Consider the following 25,643-nt stretch of genomic DNA (forward strand, 5'->3'; position numbering starts at 1 on the left):
GGATCGACAGGTGGAAGGGAGTAGCTGTTTCCATGTATGTAATGAAACAAACAGGCTGGATCGAGCTTATTTGCGGAAGCATGTTTTCAGGTAAATCTGAGGAATTGATTAAACGAGTCAGCCGTGCTCAATTTGCTAAAGAGCAAATAGCTGTATTTAAACCAGCTATTGATAATCGCTATGCGGAAGAGGCTGTCGTATCACATAATGGCTCGTCTGTGATGGCAAAACCGATTGCCCATTCAACGGATATTTTTAAGTATTTGGACAAGCCCCTGGATATCATTGCAATAGATGAAGTGCAATTTTTTGATCATGAAATCATCGGGGTTGCCCAGCATCTTGCGGACAGCGGTTATCGAGTGATCATGGCTGGACTCGATCAAGATTTCAGAGGTGAGCCATTCGGTCCTATGCCTGTTCTATTATCGCTTGCAGAATCGGTGACCAAGCTGCAGGCTGTGTGTGAAGTGTGCGGATCGCCTGCGAGCAGGACACAGCGATTGATAGATGGGGAGCCGGCCTCCTATGATGAGCCGATCATCCTTGTGGGTGCATCGGAATCATACGAGCCCCGCTGCCGCCATCATCACGAAGTTCCGGGTAAGCAGGCTGTTGGGATTAAAGAACATATTTGAATGATGGTGCCCTATGATCCACTGAGATCGTAGGGTGCCTTTTTTATGAAGAAATGGTTGGGAAGAATTATAAGGGGCGGAAAAACTGCTGGAGGTTGCATGACCAATACATGGAAGGGAAATAAAAGATAAATATTGCCCCATTTTGGGCAGGCTAACGGGGAAATGTTCTTCTTAACCAGTCAAAATGGAGGGAAAAAATATGAAATCGAAACTGCTTATTATGACGGCCTTTCTGCTTGCTGTACTAACGGCATGCGGCCAGAATGACAATGCAATAAATAATGATTCGGAATATGGGGATCAATCCCGTGATGGCAGGGATTTTGTTGGCAAGGGTTTAAATCAGGTATCCAATAAGGATTGGGACAATGAAACGGAACGGCCATCAGATCAGGTCCTCAACACCCCTCATCATACATCCAATAATTCTCCATCCATGGGGCAGCAAATTGATAAAATCCGCGAAGTCATCGAATCGGAAACTAATTATGAGGCGGGCTCCGTTTGGTTTAATGGAAATACCATACATGTTACAGTCCATGAAAAAGGCAAAATCAAGACGGAAAAAGAAAGAAATGAGGAATTGCAGCGAATACAAGGCATGATAAACAGGGTTGTGCCACAATATAATTTAGATGTCAAATTAGAGAAATAACGACATTTTTGAATCCTCTTTGACGTTGATTATTCACCTATACTATAATTAACCTAGAAGTGAACTGAGCTGGGGCACTAAGTACGTATTTATAGTTAGAAAAGATGGATTACTTCCAATTCGTTTCAGATGTTTTGGAAAATTTATGAGGTGAATAATTTGTTTGATCGTTTACAAGCAGTAGAAGATAGATATGAAAGATTGAATGAACTATTGAGTGACCCGGAGATCATTAATGACTCTAAGAAGCTAAGGGAATATTCTAAGGAGCAATCCAGCATTCAAGAGACCGCATCGACTTATAAGGAATATAAAGCGGTTCGTGAGCAACTCCAGGAAGCGAAAGCTATGATGGAGGAGAAACTTGATGCGGAAATGCGTGAAATGGTAAAAGAAGAGATCAATGAACTTGATGAGACCATACAAGGCCTTGAGGGTAAACTGAAAATATTGCTTATTCCGAAGGACCCTAACGATGATAAAAACGTGATCATGGAGATACGCGGAGCGGCAGGCGGAGATGAGGCAGCCTTATTTGCGGGTAGTCTATACCGAATGTATAGCCGTTTTGCCGAGGTGCAAGGTTGGCGGACCGAAGTCATTGAAGCCAGTCCTACAGGGCTTGGCGGCTACAAGGAAATCATATTCATGATTAATGGCAATGGTGCTTATTCAAAATTGAAGTTCGAAAATGGAGCGCATCGCGTTCAGCGGGTACCTGAAACTGAATCAGGCGGACGGATTCATACATCTACAGCCACGGTTGCCGTTTTACCTGAAGCTGAGGAAGTGGAAGTTGAAATCCATGATAAGGATATTCGTGTCGATACCTTTGCATCAAGTGGTCCTGGAGGGCAAAGTGTCAATACGACAATGTCGGCGGTGCGCTTGACTCATATTCCGACTAATACGGTTGTATCCTGTCAAGATGAAAAATCACAAATCAAGAACAAAGAAAAAGCAATGAAGGTTTTGCGTGCCAGGGTGTACGATAAAATCCATCGCGAAGTACAGGCGGAATATGATCAAAATAGGAAGCTTGCCGTTGGAACGGGCGATCGATCCGAAAGGATTCGCACTTATAACTTCCCGCAAAACCGAGTTACCGACCACCGTATTGGTTTAACGATTCAAAAACTGGATCAAATCATGGAAGGTAAACTGGATGAAGTCGTTGATGCATTAATCATGGAAGACCAATCTTCAAGGCTGGAAAATGCAGATGAGTAACTCTGCCGTGAAAGTGTTCGGAGCCCTTAAATGGGCTTCTTCTTTTTTAAAGGAAAATGATCGTGATGCCAATGCTGGGGAAATCCTGTTACAGCACTTTTTAAAACAAACTCGCTCCCAAATGCTGGCCAACCTTCATGATGAGCTTAGTGAAGCGGTTTTTGGGCAATTTAAGGCCGCTATTGAGCTGCATGCTGAGGGAACGCCCATCCAATATATTATCGGCCATGAAGAATTTTATGGACGGACCTTCTTTGTGAATGAAGAAGTGCTCATTCCGAGACCTGAAACAGAAGAATTGATTTATTATGCTTTACGTAAAATCCCAGCCATTTTTATGGAGGGACAGAAGCTTTGTTTAGCTGATATTGGGACCGGCAGCGGCGCAATCGCCATAACGATGAAACTTGAAAAATCAAACTTATTGGTGACGGCCACGGACATAGCGGAACCATCGCTTGAGGTGGCGCGGAAAAATGCCGAATTGCTTGGTGCCGAAGTGGAGTTCATGCAAGGTGATTTGCTTTTGCCTTTCATAAACAAAAAACAGAAGGTGGACGTCCTTTTATCGAATCCGCCATATATACCAGATGATGATCATGAATCCATGTCAGTAGTCGTGACAGGTCATGAACCGCATCGTGCATTATTTGCCGGTATCGATGGGCTGGATTTTTACCGCCGCTTTATGGAGCAGTTACCTCTGATCATGAAGGTGCCTGGGCTGATCGGTTTTGAAGTGGGCACTGGACAGGGTGAGGCGGTTGCCGATTTATTGAAGCGAGCCTTTCCTGCTGCAGAAGTATCCATTACAAATGACATTAATGAAAAAGATCGAATGGTCTTCGCTGTATTAAAGTGATCCGTCTTCCTATGTGAGACGGATTTTTTTATGGAAACCACCCTTATTATCCTTTGGAATCTATATTTCCAGCTATCAATTTTTTTATTTTTTACTAGTTTAAGATAGCTGGAAAATGGTGAGACTAATTCATGTGAGGGGGCGAAGGCGATGAAAACTAAACATTTAGCCATTATTTATCTATTAATCTTAACTATAGGAACAATCGTAAGTATATATATGCCTAAAGCGGAGATGGTCGGTGCAGAAGATACGAAGGTGATCCCGGATGAGGCGATTCGTCTGAGGATACTTGCTAATAGTGATGCAGAAAAGGATCAAGCGGTTAAACGGCTGATTAGGGATGAGGTAAATGAAGATATCACAAAGTGGGTCGAGGAACTTACTTCTTTGGATGAAGCGAGGGATGTGATCACCTCGCATCTGCCGGATATCCAAGCGACGGCTGAGGCAGTTATAAAGGAACAGGGTATGGAGCAGTCAGTTAAAGTGGATTTTGGACAAGCGGAATTTCCGACAAAACTCTACGGGCAGTATTTATATCCGGCAGGGGATTATGAAGCGGTGATTATCACGCTTGGGGAAGGGGAAGGCGCAAATTGGTGGTGTGTTCTATTTCCCCCATTATGTTTCCTGGATTTTTCAAATGGGACGGCTGTAAGCCAAAGTCCGATTGTCGAGGATGAGGGTGAAGGATCGTTGAATTCGGAAGGGAAGGCGCATGCTGCAACAAATGAAGAGGGTGAGCCCGTTGCAGCGGAAGAAGTTGAAGAAGAAGTGCTGGTTGAAAAGGAAAAAGGGCCCGAGGAAGTGGTTGAAGAAAAGGTAGTCGAGGGGAGCGTAAAAGAAGTATCGGAAGGAACGCTAAAAGAAAACGATACGGAGCCGGGAGTAAAGGAAGAAGTGACAGAAGTAAAAGACAAGGAACAAGTGACGAAAAAAGCCATTGATGGGAATGTTGAAGAAAACCAGGTTGAACTTGCGGCATCCGATAAACAAGGTCAACAATTATATGAAGGGGAAAGGGAGCCTGAGGTGGAAGTGAAGTCCCTGTTTGCAGAAATCTTCAATGATCTATTTTAAAAAGGGGGCAGCTGCCCTCTTTTTTTAAAATCAGATAATTTCGTAAACATATCCACAGGGTTATTAACAAAAAATCAAAAAAGTCTGTCATTAATCATTAATATCCACAAACTTATCCACGGATTCGATGTGGTTATCCCCAATTTGTGGATAACACTTGAATTATGTGAATACTTCTTTTATACTTTCAAAGTATCTTAAAGTGAATTTATTACAATAATTTGAGAATATCGTTCATATAAAAGCAATTATATAAAATAAGAAACGTTAAAAGGCGATGGTGTTCAAGATGAAAACGAAAATTTGGTCAGTGGATAAAAATGTGGATAATTTACAAAGTTATCCCCAGATTACAAAATCAGCTGAATTATTAAGGGCAAATCAAGTGGTGGCTTTTCCTACAGAGACCGTTTATGGACTGGGGGCGAATGCCAAAAATGACGAGGCGGTCAAAAAAGTGTTTGAAGCGAAGGGGCGTCCGAGTGATAATCCTTTGATCGTTCACATAGCCTCCGATGACCAGTTGTCAGGTATTGTAGAAGAGATTCCGGAACAGGCCAAGAAGCTGATGGCGGAATTTTGGCCTGGTCCTTTGACTTTGATCATGAAAAGAAAACCGGGCCAGTTATCAAACCTTGTGACAGCTGGATTGGACACGGTGGCTGTCAGGATGCCAGATCATCAGGTTGCCCTAGGCCTTATTCGTGCAAGTGATTTGCCCATTGCGGCACCAAGTGCAAATACTTCCGGGAAACCAAGCCCCACTTCAGCGAAACATGTTGAAGATGACTTGATGGGCCGGATTGCAGGCATAGTCGATGGCGGGACTACGGGTGTGGGCTTAGAATCCACAGTACTTGACTGCACTGTGGAAGTACCTGTTATTTTAAGGCCAGGCGGGGTGACCCTGGAACAGCTGGAAGCGGTAATAGGGGAAGTCAGGCAAGATGTCGCATTGAAGAATCAGGAAACGGCGCCAAAAGCCCCGGGCATGAAGTATACCCACTATGCTCCGAAGGCCCCTCTATATTTAGTCAAGGGTAATCAAGCTTTCCTTCAGAAGCTTGTGGATGCAAAAAGAACTGACGGGTTAAAGGTGGGCATCATAACGGCTTACGAACATCAACAGGATTATAAGGCGGATTATGTGGTTGTCCCAGGTTCATTAGCGGATTTACATACTGTTGCAACAGGCTTATATGATGCTTTAAGACAGTTTGACGAGCTGGAGGTCGATGTCATTTTTAGTGAAATGTTTCCTGACCATGGAATAGGAGCGGCGGTCATGAACCGGCTTGAGAAGGCTGCAGGTCATCAAATCATCAAGGAATATGTGTAATAAGAACTGATTTATTCTTCTATTTCTTTTCGGACATGCATAACATGTAGTAGGCACGTCCGAGGGGGATTTGAATGAATACATTTGCTGGAGAAATCATCACCTTATTGCTAATGGCATTCGCGCTGGGAATGGATGCCTTTTCAGTTGGCCTTGGAATGGGAATGTTTAAGCTAAGGTTGAGGCAAATATTGTTTATAGGGCTGATAGTTGGCATTTTTCATATTTGGATGCCCTTGCTTGGAATGGGGGCAGGCCGTTTCATTTCAGAAAAATTCGGGACCTTTGCTACATACGCCGGCGGTCTGTTGCTGATCATTCTTGGTATACAGATGTTTATCCCTGGTAAAAAGGATGGAGCCGGTGCCAGGGAAAATAAGATGCTGGCTCCTGTCGGGAAAGGTCTATTCATTTTTGCTTTAGGGGTAAGCCTGGATAGCTTCTCGGTAGGATTGACACTGGGAATTTACGGTGCAAAAACGATTTTAACCGTTCTTTGTTTTGGGTTTGCCGCCACCCTATTAACGTGGGCAGGCCTTTTACTGGGTAGAAAAATGCAGGGCTTGCTTGGCGTGTATAGTGAGATTCTTGGCGGAAGCATCCTGTGTGCGTTTGGATTGAAATTATTGTTCGCTTTTTGATCCGCTTGAATTCATATCGTTCCTTCCTCAACTGTTCCAAATACTGGAGCGGTTTTTTATTTTACTTCGGACATAATGAGAGTGATTTTTTTGACTATAATAAACGGGCGATAGCTTATAATGAATAAAAAAGGAGGCGTTAAAATGATCCGAGTATTATTTGTATGTACAGGTAACACGTGCAGAAGCCCGATGGCAGAAGCGATATTGAAACATAAGAATATTGCGGGTGTTGAAGTGAAGTCCGCAGGCGTGTATGCTTCATCAGGCCAGGATGCTTCGCTGCATGCTAAAAATGTATTGGTTGAAAATGACATAGTGCATAATCATCATTCAACGCCCTTATCCGAGAAGGAAATGGAATGGGCGACTCATATTTTCACCATGACGGAAGGGCATAAATCTGTCATTACCCATGCATACCCCCAAATGATCGATAAGACTTTTACTTTAAAAGAATTCGTTATTGAGGATAAATATGATAGAGATATAATAGATCCGTTTGGCGGTTCTGAAGGCATTTACCGGGAAACGTTCAGGGAGCTGCAGGAATTAATAGAAGAATTGGTCAAAAGGCTTAAAGAATGAAAGGGTACATAATGTGGGCATTTTACTGCAGGAAGCCCGAGTTGGTTTCCTGCTTCTTTGCGGGGAAAAAGGATGGACATCCTTTATCTTTTCATAATTTTGTGACACAATAAAATTAAATGAAAAAGCTAGAGGAGGATTATGATGAAAGTTGCGATTGCTTCGGATCATGGTGGTATACATATCCGTGAAGAAATAAAGACTTTATTGAATGAGTTACAGATTCCATTTGAGGATTTTGGCTGTGAATGCAGTACGTCGGTGGATTATCCTGATTATGCCTTGCCGGTTGCTGAAAAAGTGGCGCGGGGTGAGTTCGATCGGGGCATTTTAATCTGTGGAACAGGAATTGGAATGAGCATTGCTGCCAATAAAGTCAAAGGAATACGATGTGCATTGGTTCATGATGTCTATAGTGCGAAATTGACCCGTCAGCATAATGATACCAATATGTTAGCGATGGGCGAACGTGTCATTGGTCCTGGTCTTGCCAAGGAAATTGCCCAAACATGGCTGACTTCGGAATTTGAAGGCGGGCGTCATCAAAACAGGATTGGTAAGATTGCGGAGTATGAAGGTAAACATAGCTGATTTCCATGATTTTTTGGAGAGAACCCTTTTCTACCGATAGCAAGTTTTCTTATTGAAAGGATGCGTTTTCATGACAATTGATGCTACATTTTTAAATGAGCTTGAGATATGGGAAAACCAGTTTCGGGAACTTTTACATGAGTTTCAAGAACAGACAGCTTTAAAAGAGAAACAGCTACTGGTGATCGGCTGCAGTACAAGTGAAGTGATCGGGAAAAGGATCGGTACTGAAGGTACGCTCGATGTTGCAGGGATGATTTTTTCCGTAGTTAGGGATTTTCAAGGAAAAACGGGTGTTCAGGTTGCCTATCAATGTTGTGAACATCTAAACAGGGCCTTGGTTTTACAAAGGGAAACCGCGGTTCGATATGATTATGAAGAAGTTTCGGTTGTACCTGTAAGAACAGCTGGGGGATCGATGGCGACGTATGCCTATCAGCAATGGAAAGATGCTGTCGTTGTCGAGCATATTAAAGCGGATGCGGGGATTGACATTGGGGACACCTTCATTGGCATGCATCTGAAGCATGTGGCGGTTCCGATTCGCTCTGCCATTAAGGAAATAGGGCATGCACATGTGACCATGGCAAAAACACGTCCGAAACTGATTGGCGGGGAGCGGGCCGTTTATCAGGACTTTTCTGATAACAAGAGTTGTACTTAATGGGTAAGGGGGACAGCATTTCTCGGATGGGGGATGCTGTTTTTTAATTGAAATCGTAAAGCCCAAGATAAGGTTTACAAAAAATCATTACTTTATAATGCTAATAGAATAGTGATTTTGCTTATGAAATATAGGGTGAAAGAGCTTATTAGCATAATTTTGATGTTAAATACGAACGTTAATAAAAGAAAAAACATTTAACGTTCGATAAAATTAGACTATCGCTTCTAAATTAGACATGTTAAAATGGAGTAGAATTTTCTAATAACTATTGGTAAGGCTTTTTCATGCTTTTTTGAAGGCATGTTGCACATAAATACTAAAAAGCGAATCACGCACAATTTGAGGAGGAATTACGGAATGAATCGTTTAGCAAAGCAAGATGAGCAAGTGTTTAACGCAATTCAACTGGAATTAGGGCGTCAAAGAAGTAAAATTGAGCTTATTGCTTCTGAAAACTTCGTGAGTGAAGCTGTCATGGAAGCACAAGGATCGGTCTTGACTAATAAGTATGCAGAAGGATACCCTGGAAAACGTTACTATGGCGGATGTGAGTATGTAGACATCGTTGAAGATCTAGCACGTGAGCGTGCGAAAGAAATTTTCGGAGGGGAGTATGTGAACGTACAGCCCCACTCTGGAGCTCAAGCCAATATGGCCGTTTACTTTACTGTTCTTCAAACTGGAGACACAGTGCTTGGGATGAACCTTTCGCATGGAGGTCACTTAACACATGGAAGTCCAGTTAACTTCAGTGGCGTTAACTATAATTTTGTTGAATATGGTGTAGACGAAAAAGATCACCGTATCGATTACAATGATGTATTGGAAAAAGCGCGTAAGCACAAACCGAAATTGATCGTAGCGGGTGCAAGTGCATATCCGCGTGAAATTGATTTCAAGCGATTCCGTGAAATTGCAGATGAAGTCGGGGCTTATTTAATGGTCGATATGGCGCATATTGCAGGTTTGGTTGCGGCTGGATTACATCAAAGCCCGATTCCTTATGCTGACTTTGTAACGACAACCACTCATAAAACACTTCGCGGACCACGCGGAGGGATGATCATCTGTAAAGAAGAATTCGGTAAGAAAATCGATAAATCCATCTTCCCTGGAATTCAAGGCGGCCCGTTGATGCATGTAATATCCGCTAAGGCTGTTGCATTCGGCGAAGCGCTTCAAGATGAATTTAAAGTATATGCGCAAAAAATCATCGATAATGCTAAACGTTTGGGCGAAGGTTTGAAGAAAGAAGGGTTCACCCTTGTTTCTGATGGAACGGACAATCACTTGATTCTTCTTGATGTGCGCTCTACTGGATTAACGGGAAAAATCGCAGAACACGTTTTGGATGAAATCGGTATTACCGTGAACAAAAATGCGATTCCTTATGACCCGGAAAAACCATTCGTTACCAGCGGTATACGCATTGGGACTGCGGCGGTGACATCACGTGGCTTCGGATTGGAAGACATGGATGAAATAGCTGCAATCATCGGACTTGTTTTGAAAAATAATGAAGACACAGCTAAACTTGAAGAAGCAAAACAGCGTGTTGAATCATTAGCGAACAAATTTGAATTATACCCTTCATTGTAATATCGTAGCTGCTCCCTTTTAAAGGGAGCGGTTTTTTTGTATCTTATGTAAGGCTGGTGTTAGAAGAATCCGAATAGTGAAAATAGGTCTGACATCTAAACCTTTATTGAAGATTGAAACTTTTTTCTGTAAAATAGGTTGAAGTGAATTTTAAAAGACACGAAAATTTTTCTATTCGATTAGGGAAATCATAAAAAAGCGCAAAACTAAGCAATGGAATTGGAGAGATGCTAAATGGGAAAAGTTTATGTTTTCGATCACCCGTTAATTCAACACAAATTAGCCTATATACGTGATATAAATACAGGAACAAAAGAATTCCGTGAACTAGTGGATGAAGTTGCATCATTGATGGCATTTGAAATCACGAGGGATATGCCACTTGAAGAGGTGGAAATCCAAACGCCTGTAAGCACAGCGAAAGTGAAAATGCTTTCTGGTAAAAAAGTGGGTATCGTCCCGATTTTACGTGCAGGCATAGGGATGGTGGACGGGATCATTAAGCTGATTCCTGCTGCAAAGGTTGGACATGTTGGACTTTACCGTGATCCTGAAACATTGAAACCGGTGGAGTATTATGCGAAAATGCCAAGCGATTTGGCAGAAAGGGAATGCATTGTCGTTGACCCGATGTTAGCCACTGGCGGATCAGCCATCGAAGCGATCCATTCCATTAAAAAGCGCGGTGCAGTCAATATTAAATTCATGTGTTTGATTGCAGCTCCAGAGGGTGTAGAGGCATTGAAAGAAGCCCATCCTGATGTTGATATTTATATTGCGGGTCTTGACGAAAAACTGAATGAACACGGGTATATCGTTCCAGGTCTTGGAGACGCGGGAGATCGTTTATTCGGCACAAAATAATGAAAGAAACTGAGGTGTCACGAATGAATAAACCGATAAAAGTCATGACCATTTTCGGAACGAGACCAGAAGCTGTCAAAATGGCTCCCTTAGTACTCGAATTTCAAAAACACCCAGAATATTTCAAGCCGGTCGTTGCTGTTACGGCACAGCATCGGCAAATGTTAGATCAAGTACTCGAACTATTTTCCATACAGCCGGACTATGACTTGGACATAATGAAGGAAAGGCAAACGCTTGCTGACATTACAACAAGAGCATTAAATGGTCTTGATTCAGTAATGAAGGAAGCTAAACCTGATATTGTTCTTGTACACGGTGATACAACCACGACGTTTGTCGCAAGTCTGGCAGCTTTTTATAATCAAATTGTCATTGGGCATGTTGAAGCGGGGCTGCGCACATGGAATAAGTATTCCCCCTATCCGGAAGAGATGAATCGGCAGCTTACTGGCACTATGGCAGATTTGCATTTTGCGCCGACATCGAAAGCGGAGGAGAATCTGCTTAACGAAAACAAGAAGGATAATATCTTCGTGACGGGGAATACGGCAACAGATGCTTTAAAAACTACTGTACGTTCCACGTATTCGCACCCGGTTTTAAATGGACTTGGAGAAGACAGGCTCATTTTGCTTACCGCCCATCGCAGGGAAAACCTTGGTGAACCCATGAGGAATATCTTTAGGGCCGTAAAGAGAATCATTGCTGAGCATGATGACGTTCAAGTGGTATATCCTGTCCATTTAAATCCGCTTGTTCAGGAATTGGCAAACGAAATTCTCGGGGACGATCCGCGGGTACATTTGATTGAACCGCTGGATGTATTGGATTTCCATAACTTCGCTTCAAGAGCCTATCTGATTTTGACTGATTCTGGAGGAATCCAGGAAGAGGCACCGTCACTAGGTGTACCTGTCCTAGTTTTAAGGGATACGACCGAACGTCCTGAGGGGATTGCTGCCGGAACCTTAAGATTGGCGGGTACTGATGAAAAAAACATATATAACTTGGCACATGAATTGCTCACAGATCAAGAGATGCACGAAAAAATGTCCAAAGCCTCCAATCCTTATGGGGATGGAAATGCTTCGGTCCGCATCGCTGAAGCCATCCGTTACTATTTTAAGCAAGCAGACATGCCGCCAGCTAGATTTGACTCATAAAAAAGGAAAAGCCATGCGCTTTTCCTTTTTTTATTTGCATACTCCAAGGTTGTTGAGAAAAGATAACTGCTAAGGGGATGATTATGTTGGGAAAGAAAACGTTTATAGTGTTTGTTTTCCTTTTTATATTTATTTATCAAAATGAAAAGGGATTGGCATCCGTCATTCTGCCGCCTTTACCAAAACTATCTGAATCTAAGGAAGTAACGGTTGTTGTCACGATGGATAAGGTGTTTCAACGAAAAAAAATCGAAAAACTACTTGAAAAATATCCTTCCCTTCAATTAAGGAATGTTTATTCAGTTGCCCTGAATGGATTTTCCGTTCAGGGGAAAATGAATGAGATAGAACAACTTAAAAAGGAGGATGAAATTCAGGCTGTAACGGAAGTATCCGTTTATCAAGCGGTGTTGGATAAAAGTGTCCCATACATAGGAGGGGGAAGGGCAAGGGGGATCTTTGATAAGGAGAATCACCGGATTACCGGGAAAGGGGTAAAAGTAGGAATCATAGATACTGGCATCGATTATACACATCCAGATTTGCAACGTGCTTATAAAGGCGGGAAGGATCTGGTAGATGGTGATGAAAATCCGATGGAAACCAAAAATCAAGGCGACCTGGATACATTACATGGGACTCATGTGGCAGGCATCATTGCAGCCAATGGAAAAATGAAAGGCGTCGCACCAGAAGCGGAGATATATGCATATCGAGCTTTGGGACCAGGTGGTGCAGGAGATACAGACCAAGTCTTGATGGCTATTGAGTCAGCCATGAAGGATAAGGTGGATGTATTGAACCTCTCTCTTGGCAATAACGTCAATGGTCCTGATTTACCTATTTCCCTTGCGTTGAATAAGGCTGTGGAAAGCGGAATCGTTGCCGTGACATCCAACGGGAATTCCGGTCCGGCTGTATGGACCGTAGGCTCACCCGGAACAGCGGAAAAAGCGATTTCCGTTGGGGCATCGACTCCTCCCTTAAGGGTTCCGTATATGATTTACGGGCTTGGGTCGAAAAAGCATCAATCGCATTTAACCGTGTTTCAAGGCTCTAAAAAATGGAACCTGACGTTTTCCGAGGATGTCATATTTGGGGGTCTGGGCAATGAAGAGGAATTGAAACATGTTCGGGATAAGATTGTGTTGATGGAACGTGGCACACTTACCTTCCAGCAGAAAGTATCCAATGCAGAAAAGGCAGGTGCAAAGGGGGTAATTGTTTATAATAATACGAGCGGGACCTTTACTGGAAGCTTGGAAAAAGAAATGAGCATCCCGGCTGCTTCCATTAATAGAAGAGATGGATTACAGCTAAAGCAAATCATGGAGCAAGGGCAGAGCAAAACCGTTCAATTTGTTTATAAGAACGAGCAGGATAAGCTCGCAGATTTTAGCTCCAGGGGCCCGGTAACCGTATCATGGGGAATAAAGCCTGACGTATTGGCACCGGGAGTGGAAATTGAAAGTACCATCCCTAAAGGATATATGTCCTTGGATGGAACAAGTATGTCCGCACCGCATGTTGCAGGAGCATGCGCCTTAATCCTGCAAAAACACCCCGAATGGAATCCTGAGCAAGTGAAATCTGCATTGATGAGCACTTCCAAACCATTGAGGAAATCTACGAATCAATTGTATCACACATACGAACAGGGGGCAGGGCGCATCCAGGTCGACGAAGCATTAAAAGCGGACACGCTCTTGAGTCCAAGCTCATTATCCTTTGGGATGTATACGAAAAAAGAAGGAATTGAAGAACATCATGAAACGATAGTCATAGAAAATACCGGAACGGAAATGAGGAAGTACTCCTTCACGGTGCCATTGAAAGAGACGGGACTTACTTGGGAATTGCCAAAATCCCTTACTTTGAATCCGAAGGAGAAAAAACGGATAAAAGTGGGGCTTCAGGTCAACCCAGCCAGGCTTAAAAAAGGAGTATTTGATGGATACCTCATAATAATGGAAGGAACCAAAAGAATATCCCTTCCTTATTTATATGTAAAAGAAGAGCCTGATTACCCAAGGATAATGGGATTCGATTTTGGCCAAGGGGACCAGAAAGGCACATATCGATACGAAATGTACCTTCCGCGCGGGGCTGAAGAATTCGGTATTGCCCTTTATGAGGAAGATAGCTTGAAATTCGCTGGATATTTAGATTGGTCCAAATCGGCACCTTCCGGTTTGATCAAAAAAGATGTATTGAAAAAGAACTTGCCGCCTAAAGGTGTGTATAAAGCGATAATTTTTGCGAGAAAGGGTGGAAGGGAAGATCGGATAGAAAAGACGTTACTTATTGAGTGAATCGAGGTTAATAAGTAAAATGAAATGGATGTCAATAGTATAAAAAAGATAATTTGTGAACAATTCGTTAATAATTACAAACCTGTGACAAATTTCACTAACCACTCATTGACAATGATTCTAGCCTATTGTATGCTAACTAAGGATGTAAAATGAGAGGGGTTTCATACGTTAATAACGTGTCAGATAGAAGATGGTTTTTGACCTTCTATTTGGACTTGTTACGGGCAAATTCCCTAGCTAAACACAGATACTACAATATTTCTAGGGAGATTACATGACAAAATGCTAGAATTGGAAAAAATGTTCAATAGGCAGCTAAAATACATGTTGTATTTAATGGGTATTTATATACTCGGGGTGGGCTTCACTTCACATGATTCTGTCTTCCAAGGATTATTGCTTGGAACTGCCTTCAGCCTATTTATATTCTGGTCAATGGTCAAAAAGAACAAAAAGTTCGCCCAAGAGGTTGCCGAAGGTAAGAAAACGCGCTCCCTTGGTAGTTTAACTAGAATGTCTGTAGCGGGTTTAGCTGCAATTATTGCATTGAGATATCCTGACGAGTTTCAAGTGGTCTGCGTGGTATTGGGATTAATGACAGTTTACTTTGTCATTATGATAGATTATTTTATGCAAAACATACGTAGGTAGTAAAGAAGAGAGGTGAATACTGTTGAATCATGAAGCTCCTATGTGGGAATTTATGGATACTGGAATACATTTCAACTTGGCTAATGTTCTTATGATGACTATCGCAAGTCTCATTGTCTTCATTATTGCTGTAGCAGCAACTAGAAAACTTGCGATGAAGCCAACAGGAATCCAAAACTTTATCGAATGGGTTATGGATTTTGTGAAAAACATCATCAACAGCAATATGGATTGGCGTACGGGTGGTCAGTTCCTTATGTTGGGAATGACATTAATTTTGTACATTTTTGTTTCAAATATGTTAGGATTACCGTTCTCAATTGTAATAGGACATGAACTTTGGTGGAAATCACCTACATCTGATCCAGCAATAACTTTAACCTTGGCAGTTATGGTAATGGGTTTAACTCATTATTATGGTATCAAGATGAGAGGCATGAAAAATTATGCCAAGACTTATGTCCAACCAATGGGTTTCTTGTTTCCGATAAAGATTATTGAGGAGTTCGCTAATACGTTAACTCTAGGATTGCGGCTTTACGGGAATATTTATGCGGGTGAGTTACTATTAACTTTACTTGCTGGACTAGGAACAAGTGGTGTTGTGGGTGCAGCCAGTGCTGCAATACCAATGTTAGCTTGGGAAGGATTTAGTATCTTTGTCGGCACCATTCAAGCTTTTATCTTTACTATGTTAACGATGGTTTATCTTTCCCATAAAGTAAGTGACGACCATTAATTATAAATATTGTTCATTCTGAACATTATATTGATGAAAAAATAAAACAACATTTCAAGGAGGAAATTTATCATGACAGGTTCTTTAGGTCTTATAGCTGCTGCTATCGCAGTTGGATTAGGTGCACTAGGTGCGGGTATTGGTAATGGTCTTATCGTAGGGCGTACAATCGAAGGGATGGCTCGTCAGCCAGAAGCTCGTGGTATGCTTCAAACTACAATGTTCGTTGGTATTGCGTTAGTTGAGGCACTTCCAATCATCGCTGTAGTTATCGCGTTTATTGTAATGGGCAAATAAGATAACTTGAAAAAGTTCAATAATGGCGAAGATGATCCAAGGAGAACCTTCGCCATTGCTCTGTGTTAAAGTGACATTTATGACAGTGATACTGTCAATCGAAAATACAGAACTTCAATAGTGAATCTCATGAAGGGAGTGAACCGAGCGTGTTAACAAGCAATTATGTTCTTGGTCAAGCAGTCCACTTTAATGGTGGGGATATCATATACCAGCTTGTAATCTTTATTATTTTGTTAGCGTTGCTTAAGAAGTTTGCATGGGGTCCGCTAATGGGCATCATGAAAGAACGTGAAGAGCATGTTGCGAATGAAATTGAAGCAGCTGAAGTTAGTAGAAAAGAAGCACTGAAATATTTAGAAGAACAGCGTGAAATCGTAAAACAATCTCGCACTGAAGCGGGACAACTTATAGAGAATGCCAAGCAGCAAGGCGAAGCACAACGCGAAGATATCATTAAACAAGCGCGTGCAGAGGCTGAGCGTGTTAAAGAATCAGCAAAACGTGAAATCGTTCAAGAGAGAGAAAAAGCAGTTGCCGCATTACGCGAGCAAGTAGCTTCATTATCTGTTATGATCGCCTCTAAGGTAATTGAGAAAGAACTTTCATCAGCTGATCAAGAAAAACTAATCAATGAATATATTCAAGAGGCAGGAGAAGGTAAATGAGCGATATAACTGTAGCAGGACGTTATGCTGTAGCTCTTTTCCAAATTGCGAAAGAGCAAAATCTCATTAACCAACTTGAAGAAGAGCTTCGCATAGTGAATGAAGTTTTCACAAATGATAAAGAGCTATTGAACTTCTTGGCTCATCCTAAAATGACTAGCGATGCAAAAAATACATTGCTTGCAAATGCATTTGCAAGTCTTTCGTCTTCCGTTCAAAATACTGTAATGTTAATGGTGGAGCGTCATCGTACAGGTGAAGTGACTGCTATGGCACAAGAGTTCATTGAACTTGCGAATGAAGAAAATTCAGTAGCGGATGCGACTGTTTATACAGTTAATCCTTTAACTGAAGCTGAAGCGGAAGCTGTGTCTTCAGCTTTTGCTGCAAAAATCGGCAAACGTAATTTGCGTATCACTAATGTTACGGATAGCAATATTCTTGGCGGCATCAAACTTCAAATCGGTAACCGTATTTATGACGGGACGATAAGCGGGAAGCTTGATCGCCTTAGCAAACAACTATTAGGTTAATATTCACAGATAGGGGTGAAATTCATGAGCATCAAAGCTGAAGAAATCAGTGCGCTGATTAAAAAGCAGATTGAAAACTATCAGTCGGAAATTAAAGTAAGCGATGTAGGTACAGTAATCACTGTTGGTGATGGTATCGCTCGCGTTCATGGTTTAGATAATGCAATGGCTGGGGAGCTCTTAGAATTTTCTAATGGTTCAATGGGATTGGCACAAAACCTTGAGCAAAATAACGTAGGTGTTGTTATTCTTGGACCATTCAGAGACATTCAAGAAGGCAGTGAAGTACGCCGTACTGGCCGTATCATGGAAGTGCCAGTTGGAGAAGAATTAATCGGACGTGTCGTGAATCCGCTAGGACAGCCATTAGATGGTCTTGGTCCAATCGCTACAACAAAAACTCGTCCAATCGAAAGCCCTGCAACAGGTGTTATGGACCGTAAATCTGTTCATGAACCATTACAAACAGGGATTAAAGCGATCGATGCTCTAGTGCCAATCGGACGCGGACAACGTGAGTTAATCATTGGTGACCGCCAAACTGGTAAAACATCAGTTGCGATCGATACAATCCTTAACCAAGCTGACCAAGACATGATCTGTATTTATGTTGCTATTGGTCAAAAAGAATCAACAGTTCGTGGAACAGTTGAGACACTACGTAAAAATGGTGCACTAGATTACACAATTGTTGTATCTGCATCAGCTTCTCAACCAGCACCACTTTTATATCTAGCTCCATATGCTGGTGTGACTATGGGTGAAGAGTTCATGTTCGCTGGCAAGCACGTTTTAGTGGTATATGATGATCTTTCTAAACAAGCATCAGCATACCGTGAACTTTCCTTGCTTCTTCGCCGTCCTCCAGGTCGTGAAGCATTCCCTGGGGATGTATTCTACTTGCACTCCCGCTTACTTGAGCGTGCAGCTAAATTGAATGACACTTTAGGTGCCGGTTCAATTACTGCGCTTCCATTTGTTGAAACACAAGCAGGCGATATCTCTGCTTACATTCCAACAAACGTTATTTCCATCACAGACGGACAAATCTTCTTACAATCCGATTTGTTCTTCTCAGGTGTACGCCCTGCGATTAACGCTGGTCTTTCCGTATCCCGTGTTGGTGGATCTGCACAAATAAAAGCGATGAAAAAAGTTGCGGGTACATTACGTCTGGACTTAGCTTCTTATCGTGAATTGGAAGCATTCTCTCAATTCGGTTCTGATCTTGATGCTGCTACTCAAGCAAAACTTAACCGTGGTGCTCGTACAGTTGAAGTTCTTAAGCAAGATCTAAATAAACCAATTAAAGTTGAAAAACAAGTCATGATTTTCTATGCATTGACTAAAGGTCATCTAGATGATATTCCAGTATCGGACATCCTTCGTTTTGAAGAAGAATACTATGTGTTCCTAGATCGTTCTCATCCGGAATTATTAGATCACATTCGCACAACTAAAGGTCTTCCTGAAGACGCTGCTATCGTTGCTGCAATTAACGAGTTCAAAAAGAACTTCGTTATTTCTGAATAATAAGGTCTAACTAATTTATAAAGGGTGGTGAGAATGAATGGCCTCTTTACGCGATATTAAGTCTCGGATTACTTCAACGAAAAAGACGAGTCAAATTACAAAAGCGATGCAGATGGTATCTGCTTCTAAAATGAACCGTGCTGAAGCTAATGCTAAGGCATATGTTCCATATATGGAAAAAATTCAAGAAGTAGTATCAAGTATTGCGAACGGAAGTACGGGTGCATCTCATCCAATGCTTGTCTCACGTCCAGTGAAGAAAACCGGTTACCTGGTAATCACATCGGACCGCGGATTGGCAGGAGCATACAACAGTAGCATCCTTCGCCACGTTCATAAAACTATTCTTGAACGCCATAAATCCAATGATGAGTTCGTCATTATCGCAATCGGAAGGGTTGGCCGTGATTTCTTTGTCAGCCGTAATATGCACGTAGAGCTTGAAGTAACTGGGGTTCCTGATCAGCCGTCTTTCGCTGACATTAGCTCCCTTGCTAAATCAACAGTGAATTTGTATCTAAATGAACTGTGTGATGAGCTTTATATGTACTATAACCATTATGTCAGCCCAATCCAACAGGATGTAACGGAAACGCAAGTCCTTCCTTTAGCTGACTTTAATACTTCCAATGCAGCATTGACTTCTTATGAATTTGAACCGAATGCAGAAGAAATTCTTGAGGTATTACTACCTCAGTACGCAGAAAGTTTAATTTATGGTGCTTTATTAGATGGTAAAGCAAGTGAGCACTCTGCACGTATGACTGCAATGAAAAATGCAACCGATAATGCGAAAGAATTGATCGACTCGCTTTCATTGCAATATAACCGTGCACGTCAGGCCGCAATTACTCAAGAAATCACGGAAATTGTCGGCGGTGCAGCTGCTTTAGAATAAAATCATAAAAGGGGACGGTCGGCCCGGACGAAGCTTGGCCGTTCCATAATCTCGATAGTCGTTATAAGCAACGTTAGGAGGGAAAACGATGAATATAGGACGCGTTACTCAAGTTATGGGTCCGGTTGTTGACGTGAAATTCGAAGACGGACAACTTCCTAAGATCTATAACGCGTTAAGAATCGAAAATACAGCGTCTGGTACAGGACTAACTCTTGAAGTAGCCCTTCAACTAGGTGATAATACAGTTCGTACTGTAGCAATGTCTTCCACTGATGGTTTAACTCGTGGTGCAGAGACAGTTGATACAGGAGCTCCAATTTCCGTTCCTGTAGGTGAAGTGACTCTAGGCCGCGTTTTCAACGTATTAGGGGAAAACATTGACCTATTTGAACCACTTACAGCAGAGGTGCGTCGTGATCCAATTCACAGACAAGCACCAACTTTTGAGGACTTATCAACAACAGTTGAAATTCTTGAAACTGGTATTAAAGTAGTAGATTTACTTGCTCCTTACATCAAAGGTGGTAAAATCGGTCTCTTTGGTGGTGCTGGTGTAGGTAAAACTGTACTTATCCAAGAACTTATTAATAACATCGCACAAGAGCACGGCGGTATCTCTGTATTCGCTGGTGTAGGCGAGCGTACTCGTGAAGGAAATGACCTTTTCTACGAGATGACTGATTCTGGTGTTATTAAGAAAACAGCGATGGTATTCGGACAAATGAACGAGCCACCAGGTGCACGTATGCGTGTAGCTCTAAGTGGTTTGACAATGGCTGAATATTTCCGTGACGAACAAGGACAAGACGTTCTTTTCTTCATCGATAACATCTTCCGTTTCACTCAAGCAGGTTCAGAGGTTTCTGCCCTTCTAGGCCGTATGCCTTCAGCGGTAGGTTACCAACCAACGCTTGCTACAGAAATGGGTCAATTACAAGAACGTATCACTTCAACTAATAAAGGTTCTGTTACATCTATTCAAGCGATCTATGTACCTGCCGATGACTATACGGATCCGGCTCCAGCTACAACTTTCGCTCACTTGGATGCAACAACTAACCTTGAGCGTAAGCTTTCTGAAATGGGTATCTATCCTGCAGTTGATCCATTGGCATCTTCTTCTCGTGCTCTTAGCCCAGAAGTCGTTGGAGCTGAGCACTATGAAGTGGCCCGTCAAGTTCAATCAACTTTACAGAAATATAAAGAACTTCAAGATATTATTGCGATCTTGGGTATGGACGAGTTAAGCGAAGACGAAAAAGTAATCGTTGCACGTGCTCGTAGAATTCAAAACTTCTTGTCACAAAATTTCCACGTGGCTGAACAATTTACTGGTCAAAAAGGATCTTATGTACCAGTTAAAGAAACAGTCCAAGGATTCAAAGATATCCTAGCTGGAAAATATGACGAACTTCCTGAAGATGCTTTCCGTCTAGTTGGCCGCATCGAAGAAGTTGTTGCTAAAGCAAAAGAAATGGCTTAATTAAAGGGACCTAGGAGGGAATGAAATGAAGACCATTAAAGTCAATGTTGTTACTCCCGATGGCCCAGTATATGATGCAGAAGTTGAAATGGTAAGCACTAAAGCTAAAAGCGGTGAGCTGGGAATCATGGCTGGGCACGTTCCAACTGTAGCCCCGCTTACCATTGGTGCTGTCCGTCTTAAGAATGGAAGCAACACAGACTATGTAGCTGTAAATGGTGGCTTCTTGGAAGTTCGCCCTGATGTGGTAACCATTTTGGCTCAATCTGCTGAAAGAGCTGAAACTATCGATCTTGCACGTGCTCAAGCAGCAAAAGCCCGTGCTGAACAAAGATTGCAGAACAATGATGGATCAAATGATGCCAAAAGAGCTGATTTAGCGCTTAAACGTGCCATCAACCGAATCCAAATTGCAGAAATGCGATAACTTTAATTTATGAAAACACCTGATCAAACCATTCGTGGTAAGATCAGGTGTTTTTTTATTTAGAAGGTTTTTGAGGATTATTGGCATTGAATATAGGAATTAGGAAAAAAAGGTCGAATTATAGAGTAAAGTATTTTCCATTTTAAACCTTAACTCGTCGACATGATTTTATCCTAATGTTATAATGTATACGCTTACATTTATTACTTCATACCCCCTCCTTTCACGTTGCTTCTAAAAGAGTGTTACCCTGCATAATATTTAAAACGCTATCCAAAAAGAAGACAAGCAAATTTGTATTGTACCCATTTAACATTTTTTATCCATAAAGGGAGATGAGCATGGGACAGCTGCATATTTACCAAAATAATTATTTAATTGTATTTGTTTTCCTTTGTCTAGGCATTTTATTACCTGTGATCGCTTTATTTCTTGGTAGACTGCTAAGGCCTTATAAGCCGACAGATATGAAATATACGACGTATGAAAGTGGGATCGAGCCTTTTCAGGATTCAAGGGTTCAATTCAATGTCAGGTATTATCTATTCGGATTGATGTTCGTCATATTTGATGTAGAAACGGTTTTTCTTTACCCATGGGCGGTTGCCTATGATGAACTCGGACTGTTTGCATTGATTGAAATGCTTTTTTTTGTCCTGATCCTAATGCTTGGGCTAATTTACGCTTGGAAAAAGAAGGTGTTAAAGTGGAATTGAAGCTGGATGAACTTACCCCCAAAGAAATGGAAGAAATACGCCATAGCATTTTTTTATCCACACTTGAGCAAATAAAAGGCTGGGCTAGAAGTAACTCACTCTGGCCAATGACTTTCGGTTTGGCATGTTGTGCAATTGAAATGATGGGTGTCGGTTCCTCCCATTATGATTTGGACCGATTTGGTTCATTTTTTCGGACATCACCCAGACAATCGGATGTCATGATTGTTTCAGGAACGGTAACGAAAAAAATGGCTCCAATAATAAGTAGATTATACGAACAAATGCCAGAGCCGAAATGGGTTATTGCAATGGGCTCCTGTGCAACTGCTGGTGGGCCTTATGTTCACTCTTACTCAGTGGTCAAGGGGGTAGATCAAATTGTACCTGTCGATGTATATATACCGGGTTGTCCCCCAAATCCAGCTGCACTTATTTATGGGATCAATAAATTAAAAGAAAAAATCCGTTACGAGGCGAAAACCGGAAAGCGGGTGATATAGATGAGTGAAAAGGAGGACTTGGCGAAGCAAAAGGCGGCGGCAGCGGCCAAGGCGAAGGCTGAAGCAATGGCCCGAAAAAAGGCGAAAGAAGAAGCGGCGGAAAAGCCGGAAGGCGAAACGGATATAGCGAAGCAAAAAGCGGCGGCCGCGGCCAAGGCGAAGGCAGCGGCAATGGCCCGGAAAAAGGCTAAAGAAGAAGCGGAGGAAAAGCCGGAAGGCGAAATGGATATAGCGAAGCAAAAGGCGGCAGCCGCGGCCAAAGCAAAAGCGGCGGCGGCTGCGAAGAACAGGACTGCTGTAAAGGAAAGCGAGGAAATTAACACCCCTAGCGAACTTTCCCTAAATCAGTCGAAACTCGATCAAATTGTTTCTGCTATTGAGAGCCATGTAGGACAAGACGCATTGTTAGAGCACTATATTAATAGGTTATCAAAAGATGTACCCACTTTAGTGGCCAGTCCGGATACATATTTCTCAATAGCAAAATTTCTGCGCTACGATGAACAGCTTAACTTTTCGTATTTATCTGAACTTCATGGTACGGACTTTGAAACCCATATGGAAATCTATGTACATTTACATTCATTCAAAATGAACCAATCAGTTGCCTTGAAGGTGAAACTTGATAGGGATTCCCCTGTTATTCCATCATTGGTCCCATTATGGACAGGGGCAAATTGGCCAGAATGTGAGGCGTATGATTTATTAGGTATTAACTTTAATGAACACCCTGATTTAAAGCGGATTTTGCTTGGTGAAGAATGGAAGGGGTATCCCCTTAGAAAAGATTACCAGCCTTATGATGTGGAGGTGTAAGCCCAATGTTAAGGACGGAAGAAATGCTTCTCAATGTCGGGCCGCAGCATCCGAGTACACATGGTGTTTTTCGGCTTGTCATCAAGATTGACGGTGAAATTATAAAAGAGGCAACACCTGTCATTGGGTATTTGCATCGCGGTACGGAAAAACTAGCGGAAAATCTGCAATATACACAAATAATCCCATATACCGATCGGCTCGATTATCTAGCGGCAATGACAAATAATTATGTGCTTTGCCATGCTGTTGAGACAATGATGGGGGTGGAAATCCCCGAAAGGGCAGAATATTTGCGGGTTATCGCAATGGAGTTGGGCAGAGTGGCAAGCCACCTTGTCTGGTGGGGTACATACTTGCTGGATATAGGTGCGACGAGCCCTTTCCTTTACGCATTTAGAGAACGTGAAATGATCGTTAATTTATTGACTGAATTGTCAGGGGCACGCCTTACATTCAATTATATGCGTGTCGGAGGTGTGAAATGGGATGCTCCTGAAGACTGGATTGCGAAGGTTGCCGAGTTTGTCCCTTATATGAGGGAGCAGCTTGCCGGTTACCATGAGCTTGTGACAGGGAATGAAATCTTTGTTAATCGGGTTAAAGGGGTGGGCATCTATACGAAGGAGGAAGCCCTGCAGTATTCGCTTAGCGGTGCCAACTTAAGGTGCACAGGTGTGAAATGGGATTTACGAAAAAATGAGCCATATTCCATTTACGACAGGTTCACATTCGATGTTCCTACAAGGGAAGAGGGTGATGCGTTTTCACGCTATCACTGTAGAATGGAGGAAATCGAACAATCACTGAAAATCATCGAGCAGGCTGTTGAGCAATTTCCAGAAGGGCCAATCCTTGCTAAGGTCCCTAAAATAATAAAGGTTCCGAAGGGGGAAGCATTTGTCCGAATTGAATCGCCAAGAGGGGAAATAGGCTGTTATATCGCGAGTGAAGGGAAAAAGGAGCCATACCGTTTGAAATTTCGCAGACCTTCATTTTATAATCTGCAAATTCTACCGAAATTATTGGAAGGGGAAAATATGGCGAACTTGATAACGATATTAGGTGCAATCGATATCGTTTTAGGGGAGGTTGATGGATAAATGATCAAGGATCTTCTCCACTCCGCTCCAAGCCTGCTGAATTTTGGCATTTTTTTTGGTCTGGCAGTCCTGCTCCTGTTCGTCGTATTAGGGTTTGTAACCTATGGAATCCTTTCAGAGCGAAAAATCATGGGATTCATGCAAATGCGTGTCGGCCCAAACCAAATTGGGGGGAAATGGGGTCTCTTGCAGACGGTTGCTGACGTTTTAAAACTCCTGATCAAGGAGGATACGATACCAAAAAAAGCTGATAAGCCGTTATATATTTTAGCTCCGGTAATTGCTTTTGCACCTGCTTTCATGGTCCTTGCCACCTTGCCGTTCACCAATGCCTTTCAATTTGCGGATATAGGTGTCGGACTGCTTTATTATATTGCGGTTTCCGGTATATCGACCATCGGCATCGTCACTGCGGGTTGGGCATCCAATAATAAATATTCTTTGATTGGCGGAATGAGGGCAGCCGCGCAAATGATATCTTATGAGATCCCCTTGGTGATGTCGCTAGTGGGAATCGTCCTCCTAACAGGCAGTTTAAACTTGAATGATATAGTTGCAGCCCAGGAAAAGGTTTGGTTCATTTTTCTTCAGCCGATTGCGTTTATCGTGTTTTTCATTGCAGCGGTTGCCGAGTTGAACAGGGTTCCTTTTGACCTTCCGGAAGCGGAATCAGAACTTGTTGCAGGCTATCATGTTGAATACTCTGGATTTCGATGGGCCTTCTTCATGTTATCCGAATATGTGTATATGTTTGCAATGGCAACTCTAACCACTGTATTATTTTTGGGAGGATGGAATTCTATTCCGTTTTTGGATTTTATTCCGGATGCCATCTGGTTCGGTCTGAAGTTCAGTGCCGTATTCTATGTATTGGTCTGGATTCGTGTAACCTTTCCTCGTATAAGGGCCGACCAATTGATGGAATTCGGATGGAAGGTGCTGCTTCCGGTAGCATTAGCAAATATATTTTTGACGGCACTAATAAAAGAATTGATTAACCTTTTTTAGAAACATAAGCTGGTCGGAAAGCGA

Annotated in this window: 28 protein-coding genes; all 28 read left to right on the plus strand. The window is 42.2% G+C overall.

All coding sequences use genetic code 11. The features are described 5' to 3' along the window. The first annotated feature begins 32 nt into the window (after nt 1-32). Nucleotides 33-638 (plus strand): thymidine kinase, encoded by a 606-nt coding sequence (locus tag ACFVSH_RS01390; RefSeq protein WP_034315845.1) that lies wholly within the window; start codon nt 33-35, stop codon nt 636-638. Nucleotides 639-840: 202 nt separating this feature from the next. Continuing rightward, entirely contained in the window at nt 841-1,296 is a 456-nt protein-coding gene (locus ACFVSH_RS01395; protein ID WP_387704429.1) for a hypothetical protein, read from the plus strand. 159 nt (nt 1,297-1,455) lie between these two features. Further along, complete coding sequence (gene prfA, locus ACFVSH_RS01400) at nt 1,456-2,526, plus strand: peptide chain release factor 1 (RefSeq protein ID WP_387704431.1); 1,071 nt, start codon at nt 1,456-1,458, stop codon at nt 2,524-2,526. Then, nucleotides 2,519-3,388 (plus strand): peptide chain release factor N(5)-glutamine methyltransferase, encoded by an 870-nt coding sequence (prmC, locus tag ACFVSH_RS01405; RefSeq protein WP_387704433.1) that lies wholly within the window; start codon nt 2,519-2,521, stop codon nt 3,386-3,388. The genes prfA and prmC overlap by 8 nt, the downstream gene beginning before the upstream one ends. Nucleotides 3,389-3,538: 150 nt before the next feature. Then, complete coding sequence (gene spoIIR / locus ACFVSH_RS01410) at nt 3,539-4,471, plus strand: stage II sporulation protein R (RefSeq protein WP_387704435.1); 933 nt, start codon at nt 3,539-3,541, stop codon at nt 4,469-4,471. 289 nt (nt 4,472-4,760) lie between these two features. Next, entirely contained in the window at nt 4,761-5,810 is a 1,050-nt protein-coding gene (locus ACFVSH_RS01415; protein WP_387601367.1) for an L-threonylcarbamoyladenylate synthase, read from the plus strand. Nucleotides 5,811-5,884: 74 nt separating this feature from the next. Continuing rightward, nucleotides 5,885-6,451, plus strand: a complete 567-nt coding sequence (locus tag ACFVSH_RS01420; protein WP_387601364.1) for a manganese efflux pump MntP — start codon at nt 5,885-5,887, stop codon at nt 6,449-6,451. Between the two features lie 144 nt (nt 6,452-6,595). Continuing rightward, complete coding sequence (locus ACFVSH_RS01425; RefSeq protein ID WP_387601361.1) at nt 6,596-7,039, plus strand: low molecular weight protein arginine phosphatase; 444 nt, start codon at nt 6,596-6,598, stop codon at nt 7,037-7,039. 144 nt (nt 7,040-7,183) lie between these two features. Further along, the gene (rpiB, locus tag ACFVSH_RS01430) at nt 7,184-7,630 is read left to right on the plus strand and encodes a ribose 5-phosphate isomerase B (RefSeq protein ID WP_387601358.1); all 447 of its coding nucleotides are present in this window, start codon (nt 7,184-7,186) and stop codon (nt 7,628-7,630) included. Between the two features lie 70 nt (nt 7,631-7,700). Then, nucleotides 7,701-8,294 (plus strand): TIGR01440 family protein, encoded by a 594-nt coding sequence (locus ACFVSH_RS01435; protein WP_387601355.1) that lies wholly within the window; start codon nt 7,701-7,703, stop codon nt 8,292-8,294. Nucleotides 8,295-8,654: 360 nt separating this feature from the next. Continuing rightward, nucleotides 8,655-9,896, plus strand: a complete 1,242-nt coding sequence (locus ACFVSH_RS01440; protein WP_387601352.1) for a serine hydroxymethyltransferase — start codon at nt 8,655-8,657, stop codon at nt 9,894-9,896. Between the two features lie 234 nt (nt 9,897-10,130). Then, nucleotides 10,131-10,760 carry a uracil phosphoribosyltransferase gene (upp, locus tag ACFVSH_RS01445; RefSeq protein ID WP_034315825.1) on the plus strand — a complete coding sequence of 210 codons (630 nt, stop codon included), beginning with the start codon at nt 10,131-10,133 and terminating at the stop codon, nt 10,758-10,760. 23 nt (nt 10,761-10,783) lie between these two features. Then, entirely contained in the window at nt 10,784-11,926 is a 1,143-nt protein-coding gene (gene wecB, locus ACFVSH_RS01450; protein ID WP_387704437.1) for a non-hydrolyzing UDP-N-acetylglucosamine 2-epimerase, read from the plus strand. Nucleotides 11,927-12,009: 83 nt separating this feature from the next. Continuing rightward, nucleotides 12,010-14,238, plus strand: a complete 2,229-nt coding sequence (locus ACFVSH_RS01455) for a S8 family serine peptidase (protein ID WP_387704439.1) — start codon at nt 12,010-12,012, stop codon at nt 14,236-14,238. Nucleotides 14,239-14,523: 285 nt separating this feature from the next. Then, nucleotides 14,524-14,892: an ATP synthase subunit I gene (locus tag ACFVSH_RS01460; RefSeq protein ID WP_192207254.1), complete on the plus strand. Its 369-nt coding sequence runs from the start codon at nt 14,524-14,526 to the stop codon at nt 14,890-14,892. Between the two features lie 22 nt (nt 14,893-14,914). Beyond that, nucleotides 14,915-15,631 (plus strand): F0F1 ATP synthase subunit A, encoded by a 717-nt coding sequence (gene atpB, locus ACFVSH_RS01465; RefSeq protein ID WP_387601342.1) that lies wholly within the window; start codon nt 14,915-14,917, stop codon nt 15,629-15,631. Nucleotides 15,632-15,703: 72 nt separating this feature from the next. Further along, nucleotides 15,704-15,928, plus strand: a complete 225-nt coding sequence (atpE, locus tag ACFVSH_RS01470) for a F0F1 ATP synthase subunit C (RefSeq protein WP_034315818.1) — start codon at nt 15,704-15,706, stop codon at nt 15,926-15,928. Nucleotides 15,929-16,077: 149 nt separating this feature from the next. After that, nucleotides 16,078-16,596, plus strand: coding sequence for a F0F1 ATP synthase subunit B (gene atpF / locus ACFVSH_RS01475; protein WP_260286886.1), 519 nt, complete (start codon nt 16,078-16,080; stop codon nt 16,594-16,596). Beyond that, nucleotides 16,593-17,129 (plus strand): F0F1 ATP synthase subunit delta, encoded by a 537-nt coding sequence (locus ACFVSH_RS01480; protein ID WP_192207251.1) that lies wholly within the window; start codon nt 16,593-16,595, stop codon nt 17,127-17,129. Before atpF ends, ACFVSH_RS01480 begins: the two co-directional genes overlap by 4 nt. A gap of 24 nt (nt 17,130-17,153) precedes the next feature. Next, entirely contained in the window at nt 17,154-18,662 is a 1,509-nt protein-coding gene (gene atpA / locus ACFVSH_RS01485) for a F0F1 ATP synthase subunit alpha (RefSeq protein ID WP_034315812.1), read from the plus strand. Nucleotides 18,663-18,699: 37 nt separating this feature from the next. Beyond that, complete coding sequence (locus tag ACFVSH_RS01490) at nt 18,700-19,560, plus strand: F0F1 ATP synthase subunit gamma (RefSeq protein ID WP_192207250.1); 861 nt, start codon at nt 18,700-18,702, stop codon at nt 19,558-19,560. Between the two features lie 88 nt (nt 19,561-19,648). Then, the gene (gene atpD / locus ACFVSH_RS01495) at nt 19,649-21,046 is read left to right on the plus strand and encodes a F0F1 ATP synthase subunit beta (RefSeq protein WP_192207249.1); all 1,398 of its coding nucleotides are present in this window, start codon (nt 19,649-19,651) and stop codon (nt 21,044-21,046) included. Nucleotides 21,047-21,071: 25 nt separating this feature from the next. Next, nucleotides 21,072-21,473, plus strand: a complete 402-nt coding sequence (locus ACFVSH_RS01500) for a F0F1 ATP synthase subunit epsilon (protein WP_034315803.1) — start codon at nt 21,072-21,074, stop codon at nt 21,471-21,473. 341 nt (nt 21,474-21,814) lie between these two features. Further along, a complete protein-coding gene (locus ACFVSH_RS01505; RefSeq protein WP_076368347.1) occupies nt 21,815-22,189 on the plus strand; it encodes an NADH-quinone oxidoreductase subunit A in 375 nt (124 codons plus the stop codon). 26 nt (nt 22,190-22,215) lie between these two features. Further along, nucleotides 22,216-22,692, plus strand: a complete 477-nt coding sequence (locus ACFVSH_RS01510) for a NuoB/complex I 20 kDa subunit family protein (protein ID WP_179086075.1) — start codon at nt 22,216-22,218, stop codon at nt 22,690-22,692. After that, nucleotides 22,693-23,508, plus strand: a complete 816-nt coding sequence (locus ACFVSH_RS01515; RefSeq protein WP_387704441.1) for an NADH-quinone oxidoreductase subunit C — start codon at nt 22,693-22,695, stop codon at nt 23,506-23,508. A gap of 5 nt (nt 23,509-23,513) precedes the next feature. Next, nucleotides 23,514-24,611, plus strand: coding sequence for an NADH-quinone oxidoreductase subunit D (locus ACFVSH_RS01520; protein WP_192207247.1), 1,098 nt, complete (start codon nt 23,514-23,516; stop codon nt 24,609-24,611). Continuing rightward, nucleotides 24,612-25,619, plus strand: coding sequence for an NADH-quinone oxidoreductase subunit NuoH (nuoH, locus tag ACFVSH_RS01525; protein WP_387601328.1), 1,008 nt, complete (start codon nt 24,612-24,614; stop codon nt 25,617-25,619). The last annotated feature ends 24 nt before the right edge of the window (nt 25,620-25,643 follow it).

This window comes from Peribacillus sp. NPDC058002 (assembly GCF_042886655.1).
GTDB lineage: Bacteria > Bacillota > Bacilli > Bacillales > DSM-1321 > Peribacillus > Peribacillus aracenensis.

Excerpts from the sequence above, each read along its gene's own strand:
- ACFVSH_RS01455 (WP_387704439.1), top strand. The coding sequence starts at position 12,010 with ATGTTGGGAAAGAAAACGTTTATAGTGTTTGTTTTCCTTTTTATATTT.
- ACFVSH_RS01515 (WP_387704441.1), top strand. The coding sequence starts at position 22,693 with ATGAGTGAAAAGGAGGACTTGGCGAAGCAAAAGGCGGCGGCAGCGGCC.
- ACFVSH_RS01390 (WP_034315845.1), top strand. The coding sequence starts at position 33 with ATGTATGTAATGAAACAAACAGGCTGGATCGAGCTTATTTGCGGAAGC.
- ACFVSH_RS01480 (WP_192207251.1), top strand. The coding sequence starts at position 16,593 with ATGAGCGATATAACTGTAGCAGGACGTTATGCTGTAGCTCTTTTCCAA.
- ACFVSH_RS01510 (WP_179086075.1), top strand. The coding sequence starts at position 22,216 with ATGGAAGAAATACGCCATAGCATTTTTTTATCCACACTTGAGCAAATA.
- atpD (WP_192207249.1), top strand. The coding sequence starts at position 19,649 with ATGAATATAGGACGCGTTACTCAAGTTATGGGTCCGGTTGTTGACGTG.
- ACFVSH_RS01435 (WP_387601355.1), top strand. The coding sequence starts at position 7,701 with ATGACAATTGATGCTACATTTTTAAATGAGCTTGAGATATGGGAAAAC.
- ACFVSH_RS01425 (WP_387601361.1), top strand. The coding sequence starts at position 6,596 with ATGATCCGAGTATTATTTGTATGTACAGGTAACACGTGCAGAAGCCCG.
- ACFVSH_RS01520 (WP_192207247.1), top strand. The coding sequence starts at position 23,514 with ATGTTAAGGACGGAAGAAATGCTTCTCAATGTCGGGCCGCAGCATCCG.
- ACFVSH_RS01415 (WP_387601367.1), top strand. The coding sequence starts at position 4,761 with ATGAAAACGAAAATTTGGTCAGTGGATAAAAATGTGGATAATTTACAA.
- rpiB (WP_387601358.1), top strand. The coding sequence starts at position 7,184 with ATGAAAGTTGCGATTGCTTCGGATCATGGTGGTATACATATCCGTGAA.
- ACFVSH_RS01500 (WP_034315803.1), top strand. The coding sequence starts at position 21,072 with ATGAAGACCATTAAAGTCAATGTTGTTACTCCCGATGGCCCAGTATAT.
- ACFVSH_RS01490 (WP_192207250.1), top strand. The coding sequence starts at position 18,700 with ATGGCCTCTTTACGCGATATTAAGTCTCGGATTACTTCAACGAAAAAG.
- wecB (WP_387704437.1), top strand. The coding sequence starts at position 10,784 with ATGAATAAACCGATAAAAGTCATGACCATTTTCGGAACGAGACCAGAA.
- ACFVSH_RS01505 (WP_076368347.1), top strand. The coding sequence starts at position 21,815 with ATGGGACAGCTGCATATTTACCAAAATAATTATTTAATTGTATTTGTT.
- spoIIR (WP_387704435.1), top strand. The coding sequence starts at position 3,539 with ATGAAAACTAAACATTTAGCCATTATTTATCTATTAATCTTAACTATA.
- ACFVSH_RS01420 (WP_387601364.1), top strand. The coding sequence starts at position 5,885 with ATGAATACATTTGCTGGAGAAATCATCACCTTATTGCTAATGGCATTC.
- prmC (WP_387704433.1), top strand. The coding sequence starts at position 2,519 with ATGAGTAACTCTGCCGTGAAAGTGTTCGGAGCCCTTAAATGGGCTTCT.
- atpA (WP_034315812.1), top strand. The coding sequence starts at position 17,154 with ATGAGCATCAAAGCTGAAGAAATCAGTGCGCTGATTAAAAAGCAGATT.
- nuoH (WP_387601328.1), top strand. The coding sequence starts at position 24,612 with ATGATCAAGGATCTTCTCCACTCCGCTCCAAGCCTGCTGAATTTTGGC.
- ACFVSH_RS01440 (WP_387601352.1), top strand. The coding sequence starts at position 8,655 with ATGAATCGTTTAGCAAAGCAAGATGAGCAAGTGTTTAACGCAATTCAA.
- ACFVSH_RS01460 (WP_192207254.1), top strand. The coding sequence starts at position 14,524 with ATGCTAGAATTGGAAAAAATGTTCAATAGGCAGCTAAAATACATGTTG.
- upp (WP_034315825.1), top strand. The coding sequence starts at position 10,131 with ATGGGAAAAGTTTATGTTTTCGATCACCCGTTAATTCAACACAAATTA.
- atpE (WP_034315818.1), top strand. The coding sequence starts at position 15,704 with ATGACAGGTTCTTTAGGTCTTATAGCTGCTGCTATCGCAGTTGGATTA.
- ACFVSH_RS01395 (WP_387704429.1), top strand. The coding sequence starts at position 841 with ATGAAATCGAAACTGCTTATTATGACGGCCTTTCTGCTTGCTGTACTA.